The sequence below is a fragment of the Methylobacterium sp. J-030 genome (assembly GCF_022829545.1).
Classification (GTDB): Bacteria; Pseudomonadota; Alphaproteobacteria; order Rhizobiales; family Beijerinckiaceae; genus Methylobacterium.
Genome location: NZ_JAKSYM010000171.1, coordinates 26719 through 44548 on the forward strand (window position 1 = coordinate 26719; position 17830 = coordinate 44548).

A 17830-nucleotide genomic window follows, 5' to 3' on the forward strand; every position below is an offset into this window, starting at 1 on the left:
CAAGAAAAGTGCAGGAAAGGCTAGACCTGGGCCTCGACTTCCCTTAGTTTCCGTTTCTGTAGCGCGTGCATGAAAGTCCGCCGCTCTACCGCGTCGGAGGCCCGTGATGAATCAGGATGAGTTGAAGCGCCTGCTGCTCAAGACGACAGCCGACGTGAAGCAGACCGCGGCAGCGATCGGCTTCAGCGAGAAAACTGTCCGGCGGGGCATTCGGGACGAGACGATCCCGTGCGTGAAGTTCGGACCTCGCAAGTACCGCGTCCCGACCACTTGGATTGCCGAGAAGCTGGGCGCTGTCGCCGCCTGACTCCACCATCCGCGGGCGAGCCCCGCGGGCCGCTCATTCCCGCGTCGATGCGGCCGACGCGCTCACCACGAGGTCAATTGCCTCATGTCTCGGAACGAAGGAACCCCCGGCGCGGGCAAGCGCTCGGGGGCTCCGGGGAATGTCGTTGCTGGCGCTTTCGACACCTCGGATTTAGCACCCGATCCTATCGAAATCCAGACTGCTCGACTGCGGTCTCAGTTCGATTTCAGTCCCTCCGTCGCCGCTGCTGTCGCGACACTGGCCTACGCTGTCCCCGAGACTTGGGGCGCTAAGGCATGACTCGGACGCGCTCGATCCACACGAAGGTTCAACGGCTCATCCCCGTCCTCGGCTCACCGATGGATGGTGAAGCCCTCGGCGCCGCGCGGGCGATCGGGCGCGTCCTCGACGGCGCAGGGCTTGGGTTCACCGACCTCGCCGCCGCGATTCCTGCACCTTCGATCGCTCAGGGCGTAAAAACTTTTACACCTAAGACGCCCGTCCGCACCCCGGCCGCCACCGTCCCAGAGTTCCATGCGTACCGGTTGCGCCGGGCCTACACGTCGCGGCAGGAACAGCAGCACCGCGCCCGGGTCGCTTTCTGCCAGAGCCGCTCGTGGCGCTTGACGCCGCGGGAGCGCGGGTTCCTCGACGGCATCGCCCGTCAGCACGGCAACCTCACGTTCCGCCAGGGCGACTGCCTCGCCGCCCTCACCGACCGCCTCGTATGGGAGGACCGGCGCGCGTGCTGAACTTGCACCATGCGGCCTCTTGCCTGCCGGGAGGGCGCGTCATCAGTGACGGCGTCTCGTTCCGCGCCCCAGGGCACGGCGCTGGCGACATGTCGGCTCGGATCCTGCCCGCAGCCGACAAGCGCAACGGCTACACCGTCACGTCGTTCGCGGGCGACGATCCGTTGTCCCTGCGCGACTTCATCGACGCACAGTGTGGCCTTCCCCGGTGGGAGGAGCGTGAGCGTCGGCAAGAGCCGAACTCGCGCGAGCTCGCCCGTCAGGAACGGGCCCAGGAGCAGCAGCGAGTCGCCCGCGAGGCCGAAGCCCGGATCAAGGCCGAACGCGTCGTGCGGATCTGGCATGAGGCGCGGGCCGACCCGCGCGGGACCCTCGTAGAGGATCCGTACCTCAACAAAGAGCGCGGTCTCATCCTTCCTGAAGGCGTCTGCGGGCACGCGATCCGGTTTCACCCGGGAGGCCCGTGGGAGGGCGAGCGCGTCCCAATGATGCTCTGCGCCTACCGGGACATCATCACGAACGATGTCGTGGGCCTGCATCGCACCCGCCTCGACCCTGTTACCGGCCGGAAGGTCGGCCGGAAGATGCTCGGCCGGGCCAATGGCGCGGCGATCAAGCTTACCCCCGACGCCGAGGTAACGATGGGCCTCGCCCTGGCCGAAGGCGTCGAATCCGCGCTTGCCGGCATGGCGCTCGGCCTCGTGCCGATGTGGGCCATGGGCAGCGTCGGCGGGATAGCGGCCTTCCCGGTCCTGTCCGGCATCGAGGCCCTGACGATCTGCGCCGAGACCGGACCCGCCAGCGAGAAGGCCGTTGAGGAAGTCGGCAACCGCTGGACCGAGGTTGGGCGCGAGGTGCGGATCTGCCGTCCCCGCCACGGCTCGGACCTAAATGATGCGATCCGGGAGGCGAACCGCTGATGGACGCGCCCAAGCAGCCCGACCTCGATGCTTCGGCAATCGTCCACCCGTTCCGACGCGCACAGCAGGACGCCGAACCCGACGACGGGCGGTTTCCTCCTTTCGAAGGGCAACCCACCGCTTCAGCGCCGAAGATCCCTGAAATCCTCTGGCACGGCGATGCTGACCCTCACGCTGATCGCCCATGGCTCGTGCGGGATCTCGTCCCGGAAACCGGCAAGGGCCTGATTTCTGGACAGTGGGGGGCGGGCAAGACTTTCGGTGCGCTCGACCTGTCGGCTTCGGTAATGACGCTGACCAAGTTTGCCAACCGCCGCACGGAGCGTCAGGGCGGCGTCCTCTTCATCGCGCCGGAGGGCGCCTTCGAGATCCCGATCCGCCTGCGCGGCCTGATCGAAGGCAAGCTCACACAGGCGAGGGCGATGACGGGCCAGCCGACGTCGCTCGACCGCCTGCCCTTCGCCTGGATCGAAGAATGCCCTCGTCTCGTCGAGCGGAGTGCCCTCGCGACGCTGCTGACCGTCGGCAATGAAGTTCGAGACCGTCTGCGCCAGGAATTCGACCTGCCGCTCGTCCTCATCATCATCGACACGATCGCTGCCGGAGCCGGATTCAACGACGAGAACAGTGCCGCCGAAACCCAGAAGGTGATGGACGCCATGCAGGCGCTCAGCCGCGAGACCGGTGCCTTCGTTATGGGCGTCGACCACTTCGGCAAGACAAGCGAGACCGGCACCCGAGGCAGCTCGGCCAAAGAGGGCGCCGCCGACACGGTGTTGGCCTTCCTCGCCAACCGGGATGAGGCCGGCAACGTCAGCAACACCCGCATGGCCGTCCGGAAGCTCCGCGGTGGCCGGATCGGGATGGAGACGCCCTACACCCTCGACGTGGTGCAGATCGGCGAGTCCTCCAATCGCGAGCCGGTCACGACCTGTGTCGTGAACTGGCAGGACCGGGAGCACGGGAACGCACCAGCGCCGCCCGCTCGCAATCCATGGCCGAAGAAGCTGCAGCTCTTCCGCACGGCCCTGGAGGCGACGGTCGCCAGCCGCGGCAAGCGCATTCGGCCGTTCGGAAGCGAGGGGGCCGAGCAGGTCGCCGCTGAGGCCGCGATGGTCCGCGCTGAATTCGTCGCCCGCTACCCTGCGGCTGCATCCGACACCGACGCCAAAAGGTCCGACGCCAAGCGGAAGGCCTTTGATCGAGCGGTGCTGGTGGCCACCGAGAGTGGGCTGATCGGGTGCTGCGAGATGAGCGGATTCGACCACTACTGGATCATCGCCAATGTCCCGTGATGCGGTTCGTGGCCCGGACGGACAGGACACTCTCTAGTGTTCGTGTCCTGTCCGTCCAAAATGTCCGGTCCACTCGGACGGGTCGGATATTCCGGATTTTGTCCGCTTTGTCCGGTTTGTCCACGAGGGGACGCCCGATGATCCCCACTGCCGATCGCTGGGGCCCATTCCGGAAGGATCTGGACGAGGCCGAACGCCGCGCCTGCCTTCGCGGTCTCCGGGCGACCGCTCGACTGCTGGCAGGTCCGTGCGCGGTCGAACCCTGCCGCCTCCTCGCCCGGTCCGAGACCGACCCGGCGTCCCTGGAGTCTGCGAACCGCGCGTTGAATGCGATGGCCGCCAACGATCGCCGCCAGATCTGGGCCGCCTACGCCGCGCTCGCCCGGTCCGATCCCACGCTCACCGCGGGAGGCCGATAGCGCCATGTCTCGCGAGCGCCACCATGCCGACGTGCTGCCGGTCTCGCTGCCGCCTCGCGGGCTGTCGCGCACTGAATCGGCCGCCTACGTCGGCGTCTCGGCCTCGTTGTTCGACATCATGGTCAAGGATGGCCGCATGCCGCCGCCGAAGCGGATCAACGCCCGCACGGTCTGGGATCGGCTCCGTCTTGACGCCGCGTTCTTGGCGTTGCCCGATGACGGCGACCACGAGACCGCTTCGAAGGTGCCCGACGCCTGGGGGGATCTCGCTGTATGAGCATCGAGGTCGACATGCCGGGGCGTCTTCCCCGCTACTGCGTCGAGGACGTGGACCGGCACGGGAATGTGCGGGTCTACCTGCGCCGTAAGGGCTGGCCGAAGGTCCGGATCCAGGGCCTCCCGTGGACCGAGCTGTTCATGGAGGCGTACCGGGCCGCACTCGATGGCACGCCCGAGGATAAACCTCGCGATCGGCATGCGACGCAGGCCGACAGCTGGAGATGGCTGTGCCAGCAGTACCTCGCCTCGACCAAGTTCAAGGGTCTCGACCCCGTCACCCAGCGGCGGCGCCGCGCGCTCCTCGAGGCCACCTACGAGGAGCCGACGAAGCCCGGGGCCAAGACTGTGTTCGCCGACTTCCCCCTCGCCCGCCTGACGCCAGCCGCGATTCGGATCCTGCGCGACCGTAAGGCCGACGTGCCGGACGGAGCCAACAACACGGTCAAGGCGATCCGGGCCGTATTCAAATGGGCGATCCACCCGGAGGTGGCCCTGGTCCAGCACAACCCTGCGCGGGACGTGGCCTACATCGCCACCGCGTCGGAGGGCTTCCACACCTGGAGCGTCGACGAGGTGCTGCGCTACATCGCACGCCATCCGCCGGGCAGTCGCGCCTACCTCGCGCTGTGCCTGCTATTGTTCGCCGGCGGCCGTCGGTCCGACGCTGTCGTGTTCGGTCGCCAGCACCTGCAGGGTGCCTGGCTCCGGTACACGCAACACAAGGGCCGGAACTCCAAGCCGATGACGCTGGAGGTGCCGATGCTGCCGATCTTGCGCGCGGCGATCGAGGCGTGCCCGAATCAGAACCTAACGTTCCTCGTGACCGAGCGCGGCCAACCGTTCACGTCGAACGGATTCGGCAACTGGTTCAAGGATCGGTGCCGGGAAGCTGCGCTGCCCCACTGCTCGGCGCACGGGCTTCGAAAGGCCGGCGCGACCCTCGCGGCCGAGAACGGCGCGACCGAGCGGCAGTTGATGGCGATGTTTGGTTGGAGGACGTCCAAGATGGCAGAGCACTACACCCGTAAAGCGGAGCAGAAGCGGCTCGCCGGCGGTGCCATGCACCTGATCGACCTGGATTGTTCGGGCTCAGGTAGTGTCCCACTTTTAGAAGCTCAACGAGCCGGTGGGACTTACAGTGGGAAAACCGCAATGAAATCAGCGTCGATTTCAGCGATTGGTGCCCAGGAAAGGACTGTGCCACCCGTTTTATCATGTGCATTGATATCAAGCACTTACGAGCAATCCGATTAAGCCGTGTATATCAGTCCTGTATGCAGACAACAAGCGCAAGCTACTTGATAGATCGTTGCGACTCACCGAATCTCGACCTTCGGCGATCTCGCCAGCGATGGTAGGCACAGCCATGACTAACCCTCGACTCGATAGAGTTTACAAATCCAAAGGCTCAACGCCCAAGTTCGAAGAAGTAGCGATTGGCGGCGATCCGCAGGACCTGACCCTCTTAGAAAAATTTCGCTCAGAAGTGCTTGAAAAAAGGTATGGGTCGCAATCAGTCGTAAATGGATCGTTTTTACATCCACTACGAATTATGGCAGCAACTGAAGAAACGCCAATGATGGCGGCACAGATCTGCCACCTAGCTTGCCGAGATCTCAACGCGGGCCATCAGCGCCGGTTGCGTGAATATTTGTGCGTAGGATTTTACATCGCAAGGAAATTTATAGGAAGGCCGAATCAAATTAAATTTCTTACGGAAGAGGTGATCGATAATCGACGCAAATCGGGATTTGATCCCGCTAAAGTTGAAAACTCTCTCCTTCATTACCTGTTTATATACATATTTCATCAAAGTGGACTAGTAACTCGCGACCGTGCGACACGATATGCAGAGGCACTGCAGCCCTATTTCGATTCGAATTTGACTTATGAAGAGGTGAGGCATCGTCTTTTGTCACATGGCCCGACGCTGCTTTATAAAGCTGCAGGTAAGTGGAAAACCGCTTCCAATGCGCGAGATTTAGCAGATCGACCTTCCCAAATCACGGCATCGTTAGATATCGATGAGATCGTAGCCGATTTGTTAAAGGAGAAGGCCGCAATACGGCAGGACAATGCCACGCTTGCCGATGATGATCAGTCGGGTCGAAGTTCCGTAAATTCACTTGGGGGTGTTTGGATCAATCCAAATTCGAGCAACCAACCTGATTTACCGGCGGAGCTCCCGAATAATGAACCCAATTTAGAGCATAATAAGAAATTAGTTGATGGGACCAATTTTCTTAAATCAAATTCTGGTAGTTCCGACGGAACTCAAGATCAAAATAAGCTTTTAACCGAGGGCCAATCAATCAGCGACGATCTTGACGAAACTATTGACGGGGAAGTTATTGACAGCAATTTGGGTGATATACTGCTGAAAGCAATGTTAGTTGGAGAAAAAATTTCAAAGAAAAATCTTGATTCTACTCAACAGAAAGATGCTTTTGCTCTGACGGTATCTTTATGTTCCGATATTGTCGCGCTTCGTAATCTTCTGTTTGAGGTCTAAAAACTGGCACATAGACGCGGTTAGCGTATTAGGAGACCACAAACGCTAGTGTTCTCGATGGCCTGCGGGCGGTGGTTGTATTGCTTCTGCCGCCCGATCCTCAGAAGTCAAAGACTGGGCCGCCGCCTGCCTCAGATCGGGCGGCGCTGGCGGGCATCATTATCGTGCTGCACACCGGCATGTTGCGGAAGCACCCGCAGCTTCTGACGAGGACGCAGTGTCAAGACACTCTGGCGGCATTTATACCAACCCTCGTTGAGTGGGACTCACGAGGGGTAGCGGCGGCGGACCGTTGGTGATTCTGTCCTTGGGTTTGGAGCCGGAGGAGGATGGCATGGCCGCTCCGGTGCCGCTGCGCTCGGACTTCGACGCCGAAGCCTTGCGCATCCTGGCCAAGGGCGCATGCGATCCCGCTCAGACCCGTCGCCAGCTGGCTTTGTCTGCGATCTATGCGGGTGGCTCGCGTACGGAAGCCGCCGCGTTCGGCGGAATCGGGCTTCAGACGGTGTGGGACTGGGTCATGGCGTTCAATGCGTCCGGTCCGGACGGGCTGATCGGCGGCAAGGCACCCGGTTGCGCGTCCGCGCCTGAACGCCGCGCAGCGCGAGGCGCTGCGCGCGCTGGTCGAGCAGGGGCCAATGCCAGCCGCCCACGGGGTGGTGCGCTGGCGGCTGATCGATCTCGCCTAGATCCTGTTTGAGGATCACGGCGTCTCGGTGTCCGAACAGACGCTGAGCCGGGTGCTGCGGAGCATGGGCTATCGGAAGCTCTCGGCCCGTCCGCGCCACCACGCCTAGGACCCGGACGCCATCCCGGATTTTAAAAAAGCTTCCCCGCCCGCTTGGCGGAGAACGCGCAGGCCGTCGGAGGCAAGTCGACAGAAGTCTGGTTCGCCGACGAGGCTCGGGTCGGCCAGAGGAACACGATCACCCGGCACTGGGCCAAACGCGGCACGCGCCCCACGGCACCCAAGGACCAGCGCACAGCCTCGGCCTATATCTTCGGCGCGATCTGCCCCACCCTCGACAAAGGGGCGGGCTTGGTTATGGCGATTATGCCTTTGACAAACACAACGAAGTCGGCCGGAACTGGATTGGCTCGCTTGAGTTGACTGCCTGAGGAACACTCAGAGCAAAAAGCGCGGGGGCTCTTTTAAGCGCTCCGGCACCCATGCTTCCGTCACAAGAAGATGGCCGGCTGCCAGCCCGCAACTGATCCTGCGTTCCTCACCGAGTTTCCCGACAAAGTGTGTCGGGCGAGAGCTACCCGGAGACGCGGGTTCGATCCCCGTAGCCCCGACCATGACGGGGCTTGGTCTAGCGGTCAGGACGCCGGGCTCAATCCGAACGCCGCTCGCCGCTTGGTGGGCGGCGTTTAGTTTTCGGGGCAGGCTTCGTCTTTGCCAATCGTCCCATCAATGCATCGGCAGCGGAACTCTCGCCATCCGCACCCGCTTTTTTGGCGGCTTCGATAAAACGAGCGTACTGTTCTTCCGGTTCGACTTTCTTACGTGACAATTCCAACCTCCGCAAAGAAAGACGGCCCGTCGATGCAGCGAACCAATAAGCTTTGCTGCCGACAAACGTAGGGAATTTTCTTTGTACTGGCTTGCCTTTCATCTGTGATGACACACCACCCATGATGCTTCGCGGCTGCAATGAGCCAAGGGTCCGCCGGATCCGGATTGCGAGAGCCGCTCATGTCGAACAAAAACTCAAAGTCGTCCGATATCGAGCCGGCAATTGCAGCGATCCCCGGGCCATATTGGTTTTTAATAACGAACTTTGATTTCCTTCGGACTAATCTTGACCTAAGGTCCGGCCATCTCCTTAATTCATCCAACACTTGCTCGACAGTTTTAAGTTTATCGCAGTCAATTTGATGCTCTATACCACAGAGGATGGTCTCGGCATCTGGCCGAAGGCTGGCGTGAACAATTGCGTCGGTATCAATGAGATACGACACTAGGGATCGCGCCTATGCGACTAAACCGTCTCGCTACTTGCTCCCGAACGCGGTCAAAATGCTGCGGAGAAAGTTGCAACATATCTGTTGCTTCAACCTGCCCAATCTGACCAGCGTCGGTCGCGCTCATCACTGTTTGCAGGTAGCGGGCGCCCATCTCGCTCATTTGAGTGGCTACGTGATCGCCTCCGGACTGCTCCCTCAAAGTTATCTCTTGTTGGGACGCGACAAAGCGAGCGTAGTATCCGGCGGGGGCTAAGTTTAGTTCCTCCAACCGCAATGCGAATGCCTGCTGACTTACCTTGAACCTCCTAGCCCAATTGCGGATGTCTTCAAATTCCCACTCTATAGGCTGGTTGGGCCAAGTCGGAAGGGCCGCCCGAAGGGCCGCTCGGGGCATAAGAAATCCTGCCGCGAACCTATTGCAGAATGCCTCGACTGGGTTGCGATCGTTATGATCGGATAACCCAGGCTGCCGGAGGAGCAAGTGACAGTATTCATGTACTAAAGTGAAAATCCTTGCAGGCTCGTGAGGCTCGTTCTTGTTGAGAACGATGATCGGAGAATTTGGGTTCTCATACGTTGTAAATCCGCGACAATCCTCTAGATCGAACTTCTGTAGAAGAACGAATACGCCGAGATTTTCGATAACGCTACGCCAGTTGTTGGCGGCATCTTTGAACGGCCACGCAAATTGGGTGGCCGGAGAAATGCCGAGCCGCTCGCGCTCACGCTCGCCTGCCTCGCTTGCGTTCTCTGTCAGGCTGACGCGAGCTAGCACAGGCGTCGGCGGCGCCGCGCCTGCCTCAACCAATTCCAATATATTGGCGTTGATAGTCTGTGCGTAGCTGATCGCTATACGTGTATCGAAATCGATGCGAGGGCGGCGCCCATCAATCGTGCGGAAATCAGTCGGCATAGGCGGAATATTAGGCGGCGTTTGTCGCAACAAAGTCGCCCGCGGAACGCGAAGCCGGTCAGATATTTTTTTGAATTGGGTCAGGTTGAGCGGTTTCTTGCCCTGTTCAAGCGCCAAAAGATCCGGCTCCGGAATAGAAAGCTTCACCGCGGCCTCACTACGCGTGAGACCCCGATGCTCCCGTGCCCAGACGATCAATGCGGGCTTGACGGCAATCACCGCCATAGTGAGTCCCGGTAGGTTAAGCGCTTCCCGACGATACCACGGAGCGCCCTTTCTGTCCGCTCAGGATCATGAATACCTAACGCAATCCGGTGGTTGTATCGGAAATCGAACTCGGCGAGGTAGCGGTGCAGGTGCTGCTTCCCGCAGTGCTGGTAGACGCCCTTCATGCCGCGCTTGAACACGGAGAAGTAGCCCTCGATTGTGTTCGTGTGGACGATGCCACGGACGTACTCCTTGGCGCCGTGAGCGGTCATCTGGTGGTCGGCAAAGGTGGCGCCGACCTTCGTGTAGATGCTGGACTCGTCGGTGTAGAGGCTCGCTTCCTTGACGATGTTGGCTTCAATAATCGGCCGGATCGTCTCGGGCTTGATGTCGTCAACCACGACGGAACGGACCTGACCGGACTCACGGTCGAGAAGGGACAGCACCTTCATTTTGTGGTGATACGCGCGCTTCTTCGGGGCGCCGGGCTCACGGCCGATGAAGGTCTCGTCAGCCTCGACGGTGCCAGAGGCGCCGGGCATGCCATCAACGCCGCCCATTGGGGCAAGGGAGCCCTCACGCATCGCCTCACGCAGGCGGTGCATCATGAACCAAGCCGTTCGATACGTGACCTCTAGGACGCAATGAAGCTGGTGGGCGCTAAATCCCTTCTTGCTGGACGCAAGAAGGTGGGCGGCCTGAAACCACTTGTGCAGCGGAACCTTGCTGTCCTCAAACACGGTGCCGACTTTGACCGTGAATTGCTTCCGGCACTCGGCACAGGTGCGCAGGCCGGGGCGAGCCGTCTTGCCCTTGATGGAGTAGACGCGCTTGGGATCGGCGTTGCCGCAGTGGGGGCAGACGGGGCCATTCGGCCACACGATAGCCTCTAGCCGCGCGACGGCGGCAACCTCATCGTGAAAGTGCGGCTGAGACAGGACGGACATGGCCTAACCCTCTGTCCGACAACCTATCTCAGCCGTTTGTGTTTGTCAAAGGCATAATCGCCTTGGTTATGCCCCGCTGCACCACCGAGGCGATGGGGCTGCATCTGGCCGAGATCGCCCGAGCCGTCGCGCCCGGCGCGCAACCGTGCTGCTGCTCGATCAGGCCGGGTGGCCCACGACCAAGAAACTCGTCGTGCACGACAACATCACCCTTTTGCCACTGCCGGCTCGCTCCCCCGAACTGAACCCCGTCGAGAACCTGTAGCAGTTCATGCGCGACAACTGGCTCGGCAATCGGATCTTCAACTCCTACGCCGACATCCTCGATCACTGATGCCACGCCTGGAACACCCTCATCGACCGGCCCTGGCGCATCATGTCCATCGGATGGCGCCCATGGGCCCATGGGTCCTGATCGATGAGGATTGGTATGAGGCGCGTAGTTGACGGCCGGCGTCTGGGCGGCCTGCCACCTCACTATTTTCAAGCAGCTTCAGGACGCAGATGCGCTCCAGTGGGCACGCGCGGCCTTCGACATCGCGAACCTGCCATTGAGAAGGGAGCGCAGCGACGGGCCCGAACCCGACGGAGTGGAGCAAGGCGGGCCTGACGCGCTATCTCGTCGTGTTCGGAAGTGGCACGCCCGAATAGTGAGCCTGTCGAACTATCTGCCTGAGGCTGGGCGTGTCCAATTGCCATGACAGCCGTATGCTGGCGACCACGCTCGACACGATACCGGGGGAGTGCCCCGGCCAGCGTGGTTGCTCCTGGCGAAGACCCGACAAGTTGCACGCTGACAGGAACTACGATCATCGTCGCCCGCAGCATCAAACCGCGCATTGCACGCCGCGGCATCGAGAGCTGCGAGGACCTCGTCAGCTATCGCTGAATCTTGAAGCGCCGGCCAGCATGGCTGGCCCGGCTCCGCCACTTTGCAATCCGCAAGAAGCGACACGCCAATTTTCTTCTCGTCTTTACCACTATTGCCTGAGCTCTGATTCAAGCTTAGGCGGGACGGCTTTTCCTCACCAACTATACTTCCCGTTTTGCGTTGCTAATTTGACCGGGAAGTTTGGATGGCATCGTGGCTTTATACCACGTTGTCAGCTTTTCGACGCATGTACGGGGGTCTTCAGCCTCAGTGATCTCGCCAGTTTGAGCGGCTTCCCAAACCTCTGCCGCTTGTTCCGTGCCAACGGGACATATCAATATAATGAGAGCTCAGGTAAATATAGTCGCGGGCCTTTGATCAAGATTTTGAAGCTATTTGGCTGAGCGCGGATAAATTAATATCGTAAAAACACGGAGCATAGCGATGATTTTTTTATATCTCCCGCATAATATTGTAAAGCGCTATAATATATTAAAAAATTTCAGGGTTGTTTCGTTGCGAAACGATATTCAGAATGATGAAAATGCTGGTGCTCGCCTTGTAATACAACCTGACCCCGCCGTTCGCACCCCGACATCGCCCACCGCACCCACTACCCCACCGTCACCCCCAACCAGACGCCAAGGCAGCAAAACAGCCCCTACCACCCCCCAGCCCCCTGTCGACCGTGTCAACCTGAGCGCTTTCACTACCTGGAACACGTTCGTTGCTGCCCATATGGAGGCTCATTGGGTGCGCCGCGATTACCTGCACCTCGGCTACAAGAGCCGGCCGTCGCTCGATAGAGCGACGCAGGCTACCCTCGAACAACGGCAAGCCCTCTTCCTGCCCGCTAACAACATGTGGGCGCGCGTGCGCTACGCGGGGGCGTTCGCAGAACACCTCAAACGCTTCGCTGCTCGGCTTACTGCGGGTGAACCGATCTTCCTCGTTACCCTCGTCAACCGCGAGCACACGGTCCCCCGGAAGGCGGCTGCAGCGTTCGACATCGCCCGCGTCAAGGGCTGGGTTCATCAGGTTCTCCACGGTACCAGCTATGTGGGCATGGTCGAGGCCGCCTATTTCTCAAACCTGCGGTTGCGCGACCCTTTCGAGCGCCGGCATGTCTCGTGGCACACTCACGTTTTGCTATGGGGCATCACTGAAGCTAAGCTGGCCGCCCGCTGCAATGAGATCAACGGGCGTTACGTCACCGTGGTCGAGGGTGTGCCTGCTGCTCATTACCGTGCGTTAAAGCAAGAGGATGTCTTCGGCCGAAGCCTTTATGTCTGCAAGGCGCCCCTCACCGAATACCGGGTATGGGCTCGCAGGGAAGAGTGCTTCGACAGCGAAACTGGGGAGATCTTTCAAAGTTTCAGCGGTCGCTTCAGGGTGAGGAGCCGGCCGATCAGGCCCGGCGATTGGATTCACATGTCGGTGGTTTTCGCTGAGCGGGATCTTACTCAACTAGCGTTTGCCGCTGGTGATGGTCGCCAAATTCTCCGTGGAATCAATGCGCAGGCACTGGCCGCGTTTGATCGCTGGGAGGCGCAACAAGGCTATATGAAGGAAAGATGATTTAGTGAGATTTATGACGCCCGCTTCATGCACCGCCGGCGCTAAACCGGATCATCGGTTAGAATGGCAAATCTGGGTTCAATATCAGGCGCTACATGTCCTACTCACCAAAAGTGCTGCGCGCGCGGTTGGGGCATTCTCAATCAACGTTCTCAATTGGACTATGAATTGCGTCACGAATTTCTTGTAGAGTTCCATCGATTTTGCCGCGCTTAAAGTCGTTTGTGACCTGAGAATATAAGTATTCAACTCCGTCCTCATCGAGATTGTTGATCTCAAGCTCACCGCATTTGGGGCAATAAACAATCGCCTCATTCTGTTTTAGAACGTTTGTGGCCTAATCACGCAAACTTTCCAAGCGTTCCAATTCACGTTTTGAGCCCGACATAATTGCTCTCCTGTTGGGCAACAGCATACGCCACTACGACAGTAGGTGCGAGGGCTATGACACGAGGATTGCCGGACCGGCCCGCCTATAAAGGTTGGCCGCTCACTGCGGTATTACGCAGCTTGGCCTCCGCAAGCGAAACAACTGGTCTGAGGAGCGAAACTTTTACTCTTATGGCGCTCATCAAGGGGGCGACAAAATATCGAAGTATAATCCGGGGCGGACCGACCGTTGAGCGCGGCGAGGTTGCGCTACGCTCAAAGCTTGGCAGAGCAGTGGAGTGTCACCTGTCCACCAGAAGCCCTAACAAGCTTCGAGGCATGCCGGCACCACCTTGATGCGCATGCCCCTTGAACGGCTCGTCAAGGCCGAAGCCGGCAAAGTCCTCAATCACACCTGATAAACCCTCACATGCAGGACGGCACCCTCACGCGAGCGGTGCCAATAGCCGATTTAGTGACAAGCATGGCTGTTTGCGCCAGACTTCCCGGAAAAGGTAGATCAGGGAGGCGATGGTGAGATCTCTGCCAGTTCTGGCGCTAGCACTTGGCGTCCTGTTTGCTGTACAAGCTCAACCAGACTGGCTTTCACCGGAAGGTACCCAGCGGGTCGAGGTGAATGGGTACCCGATCACCTACCAGGAGACCGGGTCCGGCGAGCCCCTCGTCCTCGTACACGGGTCCTTGAACGACTACCGAATCTGGTACGCGCAGGTGCCGGAATTTGCGAGAAAGTACCGTGTTATCACGATGAGCCTGCGCCACTACTACCCTGAAAAATGGGACGGCAAGGGCGATGACTTCTCCGTCAGCCAGCACGCAACCGACGTCGCGGCCCTGATCAAACAGCTCGGGCTGGACAAGGTGCACCTGCTCGGGCACTCGCGTGGGGGCGCCGTCGTGCTGATGGTCGCCAAGGAGCATCCCGAACTGATCAGAACCCTGGTCTTGGAGGATGCGAGCGGCATGGAGAGCCTGCTGCCCGACACGCTCGAGAGCAGGAAAATGGCCACTGAGACCAAGGAGCTGGTCGCTGAGCTGCGCCGCAATCTAGCTGACGGCAACGTCGAGAAGGCAGCCCAGGAGTTCACGGATGGCTTGGGCGGACCCGGGACCTGGGCCAAACGCTCGCCGGCCCAGCGGCAGATCCTGCTCGACAACATGGGCACTGGTGTGGACAGCGGCGAGCGCGGCAACATCACCTGCGCCGACATCTCGAAGTTCGACGTCCCGGTTCTAACGCTCACCGGCGAGCGCAGCCCGATGCGCTACGCCGAGGCCTTCGCCGCCGCTCACCGCTGCAACGCCGCCGCCCCGGCGCCTATCGTGATACCGAACGCCGCGCACGCCATGAACCGCGAGAACCCGGAACCGTTCAACAAGGCCGTTCTCGAATTCCTCTCGGAGCATTAGCCCGCACTATAGCTCAGACCACGGTTGCGACCTTGGCACCGTCCATTGTCACCGTCACACCAGTCACGTAGCTGGCCCGCGCCGAGGCCAGGAACACCACCGTCGCTGCCACCTCCTCCGGCTGGGCCATGCGCCCCAGTGGGATGCCCGCCTCAGCCTGAACCTGCGCCTCGTGGATGCCGATGCCGAGCAGTCTCGCCTCGGCCTGCATGCCCTCCGCAACCCGGTCGGTGCGCGTCAGCCCGGGGTTGACGCCGACCACCCGTACTCCGCGGCCGGTGTAGGCTTGCGCCAGACCGGCCGTGGCCAGCATCAGCGCCGCGTTGGCCGCCCCCCGCCCGCGAGATGGGTCGGCGCCGCCACCTTGCCCCCATTTCCGAAGATATTGACGATCACACCCCTGCCCCGGGCTGCCATGCGCTTCACCGCCGGATTGAACATGTTGACGATGTGAACAGCTTGGCGTCGAAGGCGGCGCGCCAGTGCTCCGGGGTCAACTCGTCGGGCGGCGTCCGGCGGGCGGCGCCAGCGCTGTTGACCAGCACGTCGACTGGGCCGAGTTCGGCCTCCAGCGCGTCGAGGGCGGCAAGCGCCTGGGTTGGATCGCCAAGGTCAGCGGCGTACCCCGCGACTTCGCCAAGCACTTCGCGCGCTCGGTCGAGGTTGGCCTGCGAGCGGGAGACGATCCCGACCTTGGCGCCCTCGGCACAGAAGGCGCGGGCACAGGCCAGCCCGATGCCCTTCGAGCCGCCGGTGACGAGGACGACCTTACCGTTGAGGTCCAGTTCCATCGTTCTGTCCCTTCGGCGACGCCGGCCTCTCACATCGCGTTCGTGTTCGGATCAGCAATTGCGCGGCCTCTTCCGCCGCGGTGATGCGGTTTGAGAACCTGCCGCGACGGTCCACGCGCCCGCCGATCTCGTTAGGCCGCTCAGCCGCTTTACCCTGCGATCGCTCGCGTAAAGGGTTAGGCACGGCGACCGGCGTCGTGCGCGACGGAGCTACGCCGATGAACGACAACACACCTCTCGACGCCGACGATTTCGCCGAATGGGTTTGGGACATCGTCGAACGGTACGACCTCGGTTTGCGCGCCGACTCGCCGTTGGCGGGCGCTACGGTGCTGTTGGCCGACGCCGCTTTCGACTTGAAGGAACTGGAGCTCAAGACCTTCCGCGAGCAAGCTCTTACTGAGGAGACGCGAGGGGGCATCGCCGCCTGCGCCGTCATGCTCGCCGATGTTCTCAAGCTCGCCCAGCTTTGTCCCGGCGAGCCGAGCGCGGGACACGTTACCGAGACGGACGATGGGACCCTGACGTGGGCGCCGGCCGGTGCTTCCGATGATCTCTGAAGGCTGCTGGGGACCGCCGGCTCGGCAGCCGCGATTAGGATGGGGCGACCGCTACTTTCGAGTGGCGGCGGTCGACTGCTTGTGGCCGTAAGCAGCCTGTCTGCTTCGGAGCAGGCCCACTGGAAAGCGGACGGCCTCCTATTCACCGAGGCTGTGTCAAAACTCGGATGTCATCGGTCGCTGTCGCCAATTTTTCCCCGAAGGCGCGTGACACCGGCCGAGCGAAACTCGTGTTGCCCCCCGACAGCCGCTTCGGGGATCGCTTACGAACGATGCAAAGGCATTTCTTCTCCGGGCTCGCAATGCCCTTGAGTTTTGACACAGCCTCGACCCAACTTAGTCGTTCACGCGTGACCGTGCTGTTCCGGAAAGCAGACGTACCCTAGGCCGTTGCTATGGCGGTGATGCGCCCGTTTCGGTCATTCAGACGGCTTTGACCCGGTCCAATAGGCGGACACCAGCGACCGCGACCAATTGTTCGCATAAGGGCAGGACACTGTTGACGAAGTCAGCGGCTACGCGGCGAGGGCAGCAAAACGAGAGGTGCGGGTTGTCGCGAGGCGGCGCCGAGCGAGCCATGCGGCGAGTCGATCGAGGTTAAGGGCGGCCGCGGTGGCGAGGCTCTGCAGGCTGGTCCTGGCCAAGCCGCGGTAACGGCAGCGGCGCAGTCCGAGCGCGCGCACGCCCTGGACGATCGTGCCTTCGACACCGCGCCGCTGGGCATAGAGATGCCTCGTCTCGCCGGCTTGCCGGGCCCGGGCCGCCACGAGCGCCTCGTGCTCGGCGCGCGGGTGCAGCGTTAGCTGCCGCCCTTGCCCGCGGGCCGACGTGCAGCACGTCCGGGATGGGTGTGAACGGAGCGACATGGGCGGCCTCCGGACTGGAAACCTTCTCAACGCCCCTCAGGCTGGCCACGCTCACTTCGCCAACAGTGTCGGGCAGCTTAGGGAACGCCGCGGCGTTTTACGGCCTGCGTGACCCACCGCGCGCCCTAGATAGGTCTGCTTCCAGGTCGTCGATGAGGTAGAGGCCTATGCTCATGACGCAATCGTGAGGTTTCAACAGGCGCTACGCGGTATCTCGTGTCGCGATTTCGCCCTGCTTCGACGCTGTACTTATGGTGCCGGCAATGCATGGGTCGGCGCAGCGAGCCGTGGGCAGCACCTATGTCAATCGCGCAGATGTTTCGCGGCACATTGATGACACCCCTATGGCTGGCCCAGCTGGCGACTGGCTCTAAGTCATTCGTCGACAACCCAATTCTTGGCTCTGAACGCTTGAACAAAGTTGGTCTGCACACAGTGCGGGTGCGCTTTGCTCATGCCATGGCGGGCTTCCGTCGCCATCAGCTCGCTCATCTGGTCCGCGCCCAGGACAGGACTGACTTCGCCCGCGACGGATTCATCCGGCGCGCCGACTTCATGCCGGCCGAACTACACAAGGCGGTCTATGCCGAGGTCACCAGCGTGGCCGCCGAAGGCCGCGAGCAGGTCCAGGGCGACACCGTCCCCCGCCGCAGCCCCCTCGACCCGGAGACGTTGAAGCGGATGCAGGCGATGCGCCAGCCCCTGGCGATGCTGGATTGGAAGAATCTGCTGCGCTGTGTGCCGAGCTTCAACTGCGAGCCGATCCCGACCGTGCAGACGAACCTGTCCCTCGTCAGCGACGCCCCGCCGGACCCGCAGACCAACTTCCAAAACGACAACTT

The 17830-nt window shown here is 61.3% G+C and carries 17 protein-coding genes and 5 pseudogenes; 15 read left to right on the forward strand and 7 right to left on the reverse strand.

Annotated features, from left to right (window positions below):
- The first annotated feature begins 106 nt into the window (after positions 1-106).
- From MKK75_RS11080 to MKK75_RS11125, 9 genes and pseudogenes are all read left to right on the forward strand, one after another.
- Positions 107-307, forward strand: a complete 201-nt coding sequence (locus MKK75_RS11080) for a helix-turn-helix transcriptional regulator (protein WP_244042637.1) — start codon at positions 107-109, stop codon at positions 305-307.
- A gap of 359 nt (positions 308-666) precedes the next feature.
- Positions 667-1059, forward strand: coding sequence for a hypothetical protein (locus MKK75_RS11085; RefSeq protein WP_244042638.1), 393 nt, complete (start codon positions 667-669; stop codon positions 1057-1059).
- A gap of 89 nt (positions 1060-1148) precedes the next feature.
- Entirely contained in the window at positions 1149-1979 is an 831-nt protein-coding gene (locus MKK75_RS11090) for a toprim domain-containing protein (protein WP_244042639.1), read from the forward strand.
- The gene (locus tag MKK75_RS11095) at positions 1979-3274 is read left to right on the forward strand and encodes an ATP-binding protein (RefSeq protein WP_244042640.1); all 1296 of its coding nucleotides are present in this window, start codon (positions 1979-1981) and stop codon (positions 3272-3274) included. Before MKK75_RS11090 ends, MKK75_RS11095 begins: the two co-directional genes overlap by 1 nt.
- 137 nt (positions 3275-3411) lie before the next feature.
- Positions 3412-3693 (forward strand): hypothetical protein, encoded by a 282-nt coding sequence (locus tag MKK75_RS11100; protein WP_244042641.1) that lies wholly within the window; start codon positions 3412-3414, stop codon positions 3691-3693.
- Positions 3694-3697: 4 nt separating this feature from the next.
- Entirely contained in the window at positions 3698-3970 is a 273-nt protein-coding gene (locus tag MKK75_RS11105; RefSeq protein WP_244042642.1) for a helix-turn-helix transcriptional regulator, read from the forward strand.
- Positions 3967-5226: a tyrosine-type recombinase/integrase gene (locus MKK75_RS11110; protein WP_244042643.1), complete on the forward strand. Its 1260-nt coding sequence runs from the start codon at positions 3967-3969 to the stop codon at positions 5224-5226. Before MKK75_RS11105 ends, MKK75_RS11110 begins: the two co-directional genes overlap by 4 nt.
- Before the next feature lie 97 nt (positions 5227-5323).
- Positions 5324-6484, forward strand: coding sequence for a hypothetical protein (locus tag MKK75_RS11115; RefSeq protein WP_244042644.1), 1161 nt, complete (start codon positions 5324-5326; stop codon positions 6482-6484).
- A 295-nt stretch (positions 6485-6779) separates the two neighbouring features.
- A pseudogene (locus MKK75_RS11125) lies at positions 6780-7532 on the forward strand (IS630 family transposase); the annotation flags it as partial.
- Between the two features lie 289 nt (positions 7533-7821).
- On the opposite strand, the gene MKK75_RS36345 reads toward MKK75_RS11125, so the two are convergent.
- Genes MKK75_RS36345 through MKK75_RS11140 form a run of 4 tightly spaced genes read right to left on the reverse strand, consistent with a single transcriptional unit; the run spans position 7822 to position 10522 of the window.
- A complete protein-coding gene (locus MKK75_RS36345) occupies positions 7822-8001 on the reverse strand; it encodes a hypothetical protein (protein WP_409567550.1) in 180 nt (59 codons plus the stop codon).
- The gene (locus tag MKK75_RS36350; RefSeq protein WP_409567551.1) at positions 7991-8449 is read right to left on the reverse strand and encodes a DUF4411 family protein; all 459 of its coding nucleotides are present in this window, start codon (positions 8447-8449) and stop codon (positions 7991-7993) included. Before MKK75_RS36350 ends, MKK75_RS36345 begins: the two co-directional genes overlap by 11 nt.
- Positions 8433-9593, reverse strand: a complete 1161-nt coding sequence (locus MKK75_RS11135) for an XRE family transcriptional regulator (protein ID WP_244042646.1) — start codon at positions 9591-9593, stop codon at positions 8433-8435. Before MKK75_RS11135 ends, MKK75_RS36350 begins: the two co-directional genes overlap by 17 nt.
- Complete coding sequence (locus tag MKK75_RS11140; RefSeq protein WP_244042647.1) at positions 9584-10522, reverse strand: IS1595 family transposase; 939 nt, start codon at positions 10520-10522, stop codon at positions 9584-9586. Before MKK75_RS11140 ends, MKK75_RS11135 begins: the two co-directional genes overlap by 10 nt.
- Before the next feature lie 62 nt (positions 10523-10584).
- Between MKK75_RS11140 and MKK75_RS11145 the strand changes: the two are divergent.
- From MKK75_RS11145 to MKK75_RS11160, 4 genes and pseudogenes are all read left to right on the forward strand, one after another.
- Positions 10585-10937 (forward strand): annotated as a pseudogene (locus tag MKK75_RS11145) (transposase); the annotation flags it as partial.
- A gap of 34 nt (positions 10938-10971) precedes the next feature.
- A pseudogene (locus MKK75_RS11150) lies at positions 10972-11513 on the forward strand (IS5/IS1182 family transposase); the annotation flags it as partial.
- Between the two features lie 633 nt (positions 11514-12146).
- Positions 12147-12971 (forward strand): hypothetical protein, encoded by an 825-nt coding sequence (locus MKK75_RS11155; RefSeq protein WP_244042648.1) that lies wholly within the window; start codon positions 12147-12149, stop codon positions 12969-12971.
- 900 nt (positions 12972-13871) lie between these two features.
- On the forward strand, positions 13872-14771 hold the full coding sequence (locus MKK75_RS11160; protein ID WP_279593795.1) for an alpha/beta fold hydrolase: 900 nt from the start codon (positions 13872-13874) through the stop codon (positions 14769-14771).
- A 13-nt stretch (positions 14772-14784) separates the two neighbouring features.
- Here the strand turns inward: MKK75_RS11160 and MKK75_RS36075 are convergent, their stop codons facing one another.
- Positions 14785-15084 carry an SDR family oxidoreductase gene (locus tag MKK75_RS36075; protein WP_313901852.1) on the reverse strand — a complete coding sequence of 100 codons (300 nt, stop codon included), beginning with the start codon at positions 15082-15084 and terminating at the stop codon, positions 14785-14787.
- Positions 15085-15193: 109 nt separating this feature from the next.
- Entirely contained in the window at positions 15194-15562 is a 369-nt protein-coding gene (locus MKK75_RS36080; RefSeq protein ID WP_313901853.1) for an SDR family NAD(P)-dependent oxidoreductase, read from the reverse strand.
- A gap of 218 nt (positions 15563-15780) precedes the next feature.
- Here MKK75_RS36080 and MKK75_RS11170 point away from each other — a divergent pair, with 218 nt between their 5' ends.
- On the forward strand, positions 15781-16122 hold the full coding sequence (locus MKK75_RS11170; RefSeq protein ID WP_244042650.1) for a hypothetical protein: 342 nt from the start codon (positions 15781-15783) through the stop codon (positions 16120-16122).
- A gap of 515 nt (positions 16123-16637) precedes the next feature.
- On the opposite strand, the pseudogene MKK75_RS11175 reads toward MKK75_RS11170, so the two are convergent.
- A pseudogene (locus MKK75_RS11175) lies at positions 16638-16970 on the reverse strand (transposase); the annotation flags it as partial.
- Positions 16971-17288: 318 nt separating this feature from the next.
- Here MKK75_RS11175 and MKK75_RS11180 point away from each other — a divergent pair.
- Positions 17289-17830, forward strand: a pseudogene (locus MKK75_RS11180) (phytanoyl-CoA dioxygenase); the annotation flags it as partial.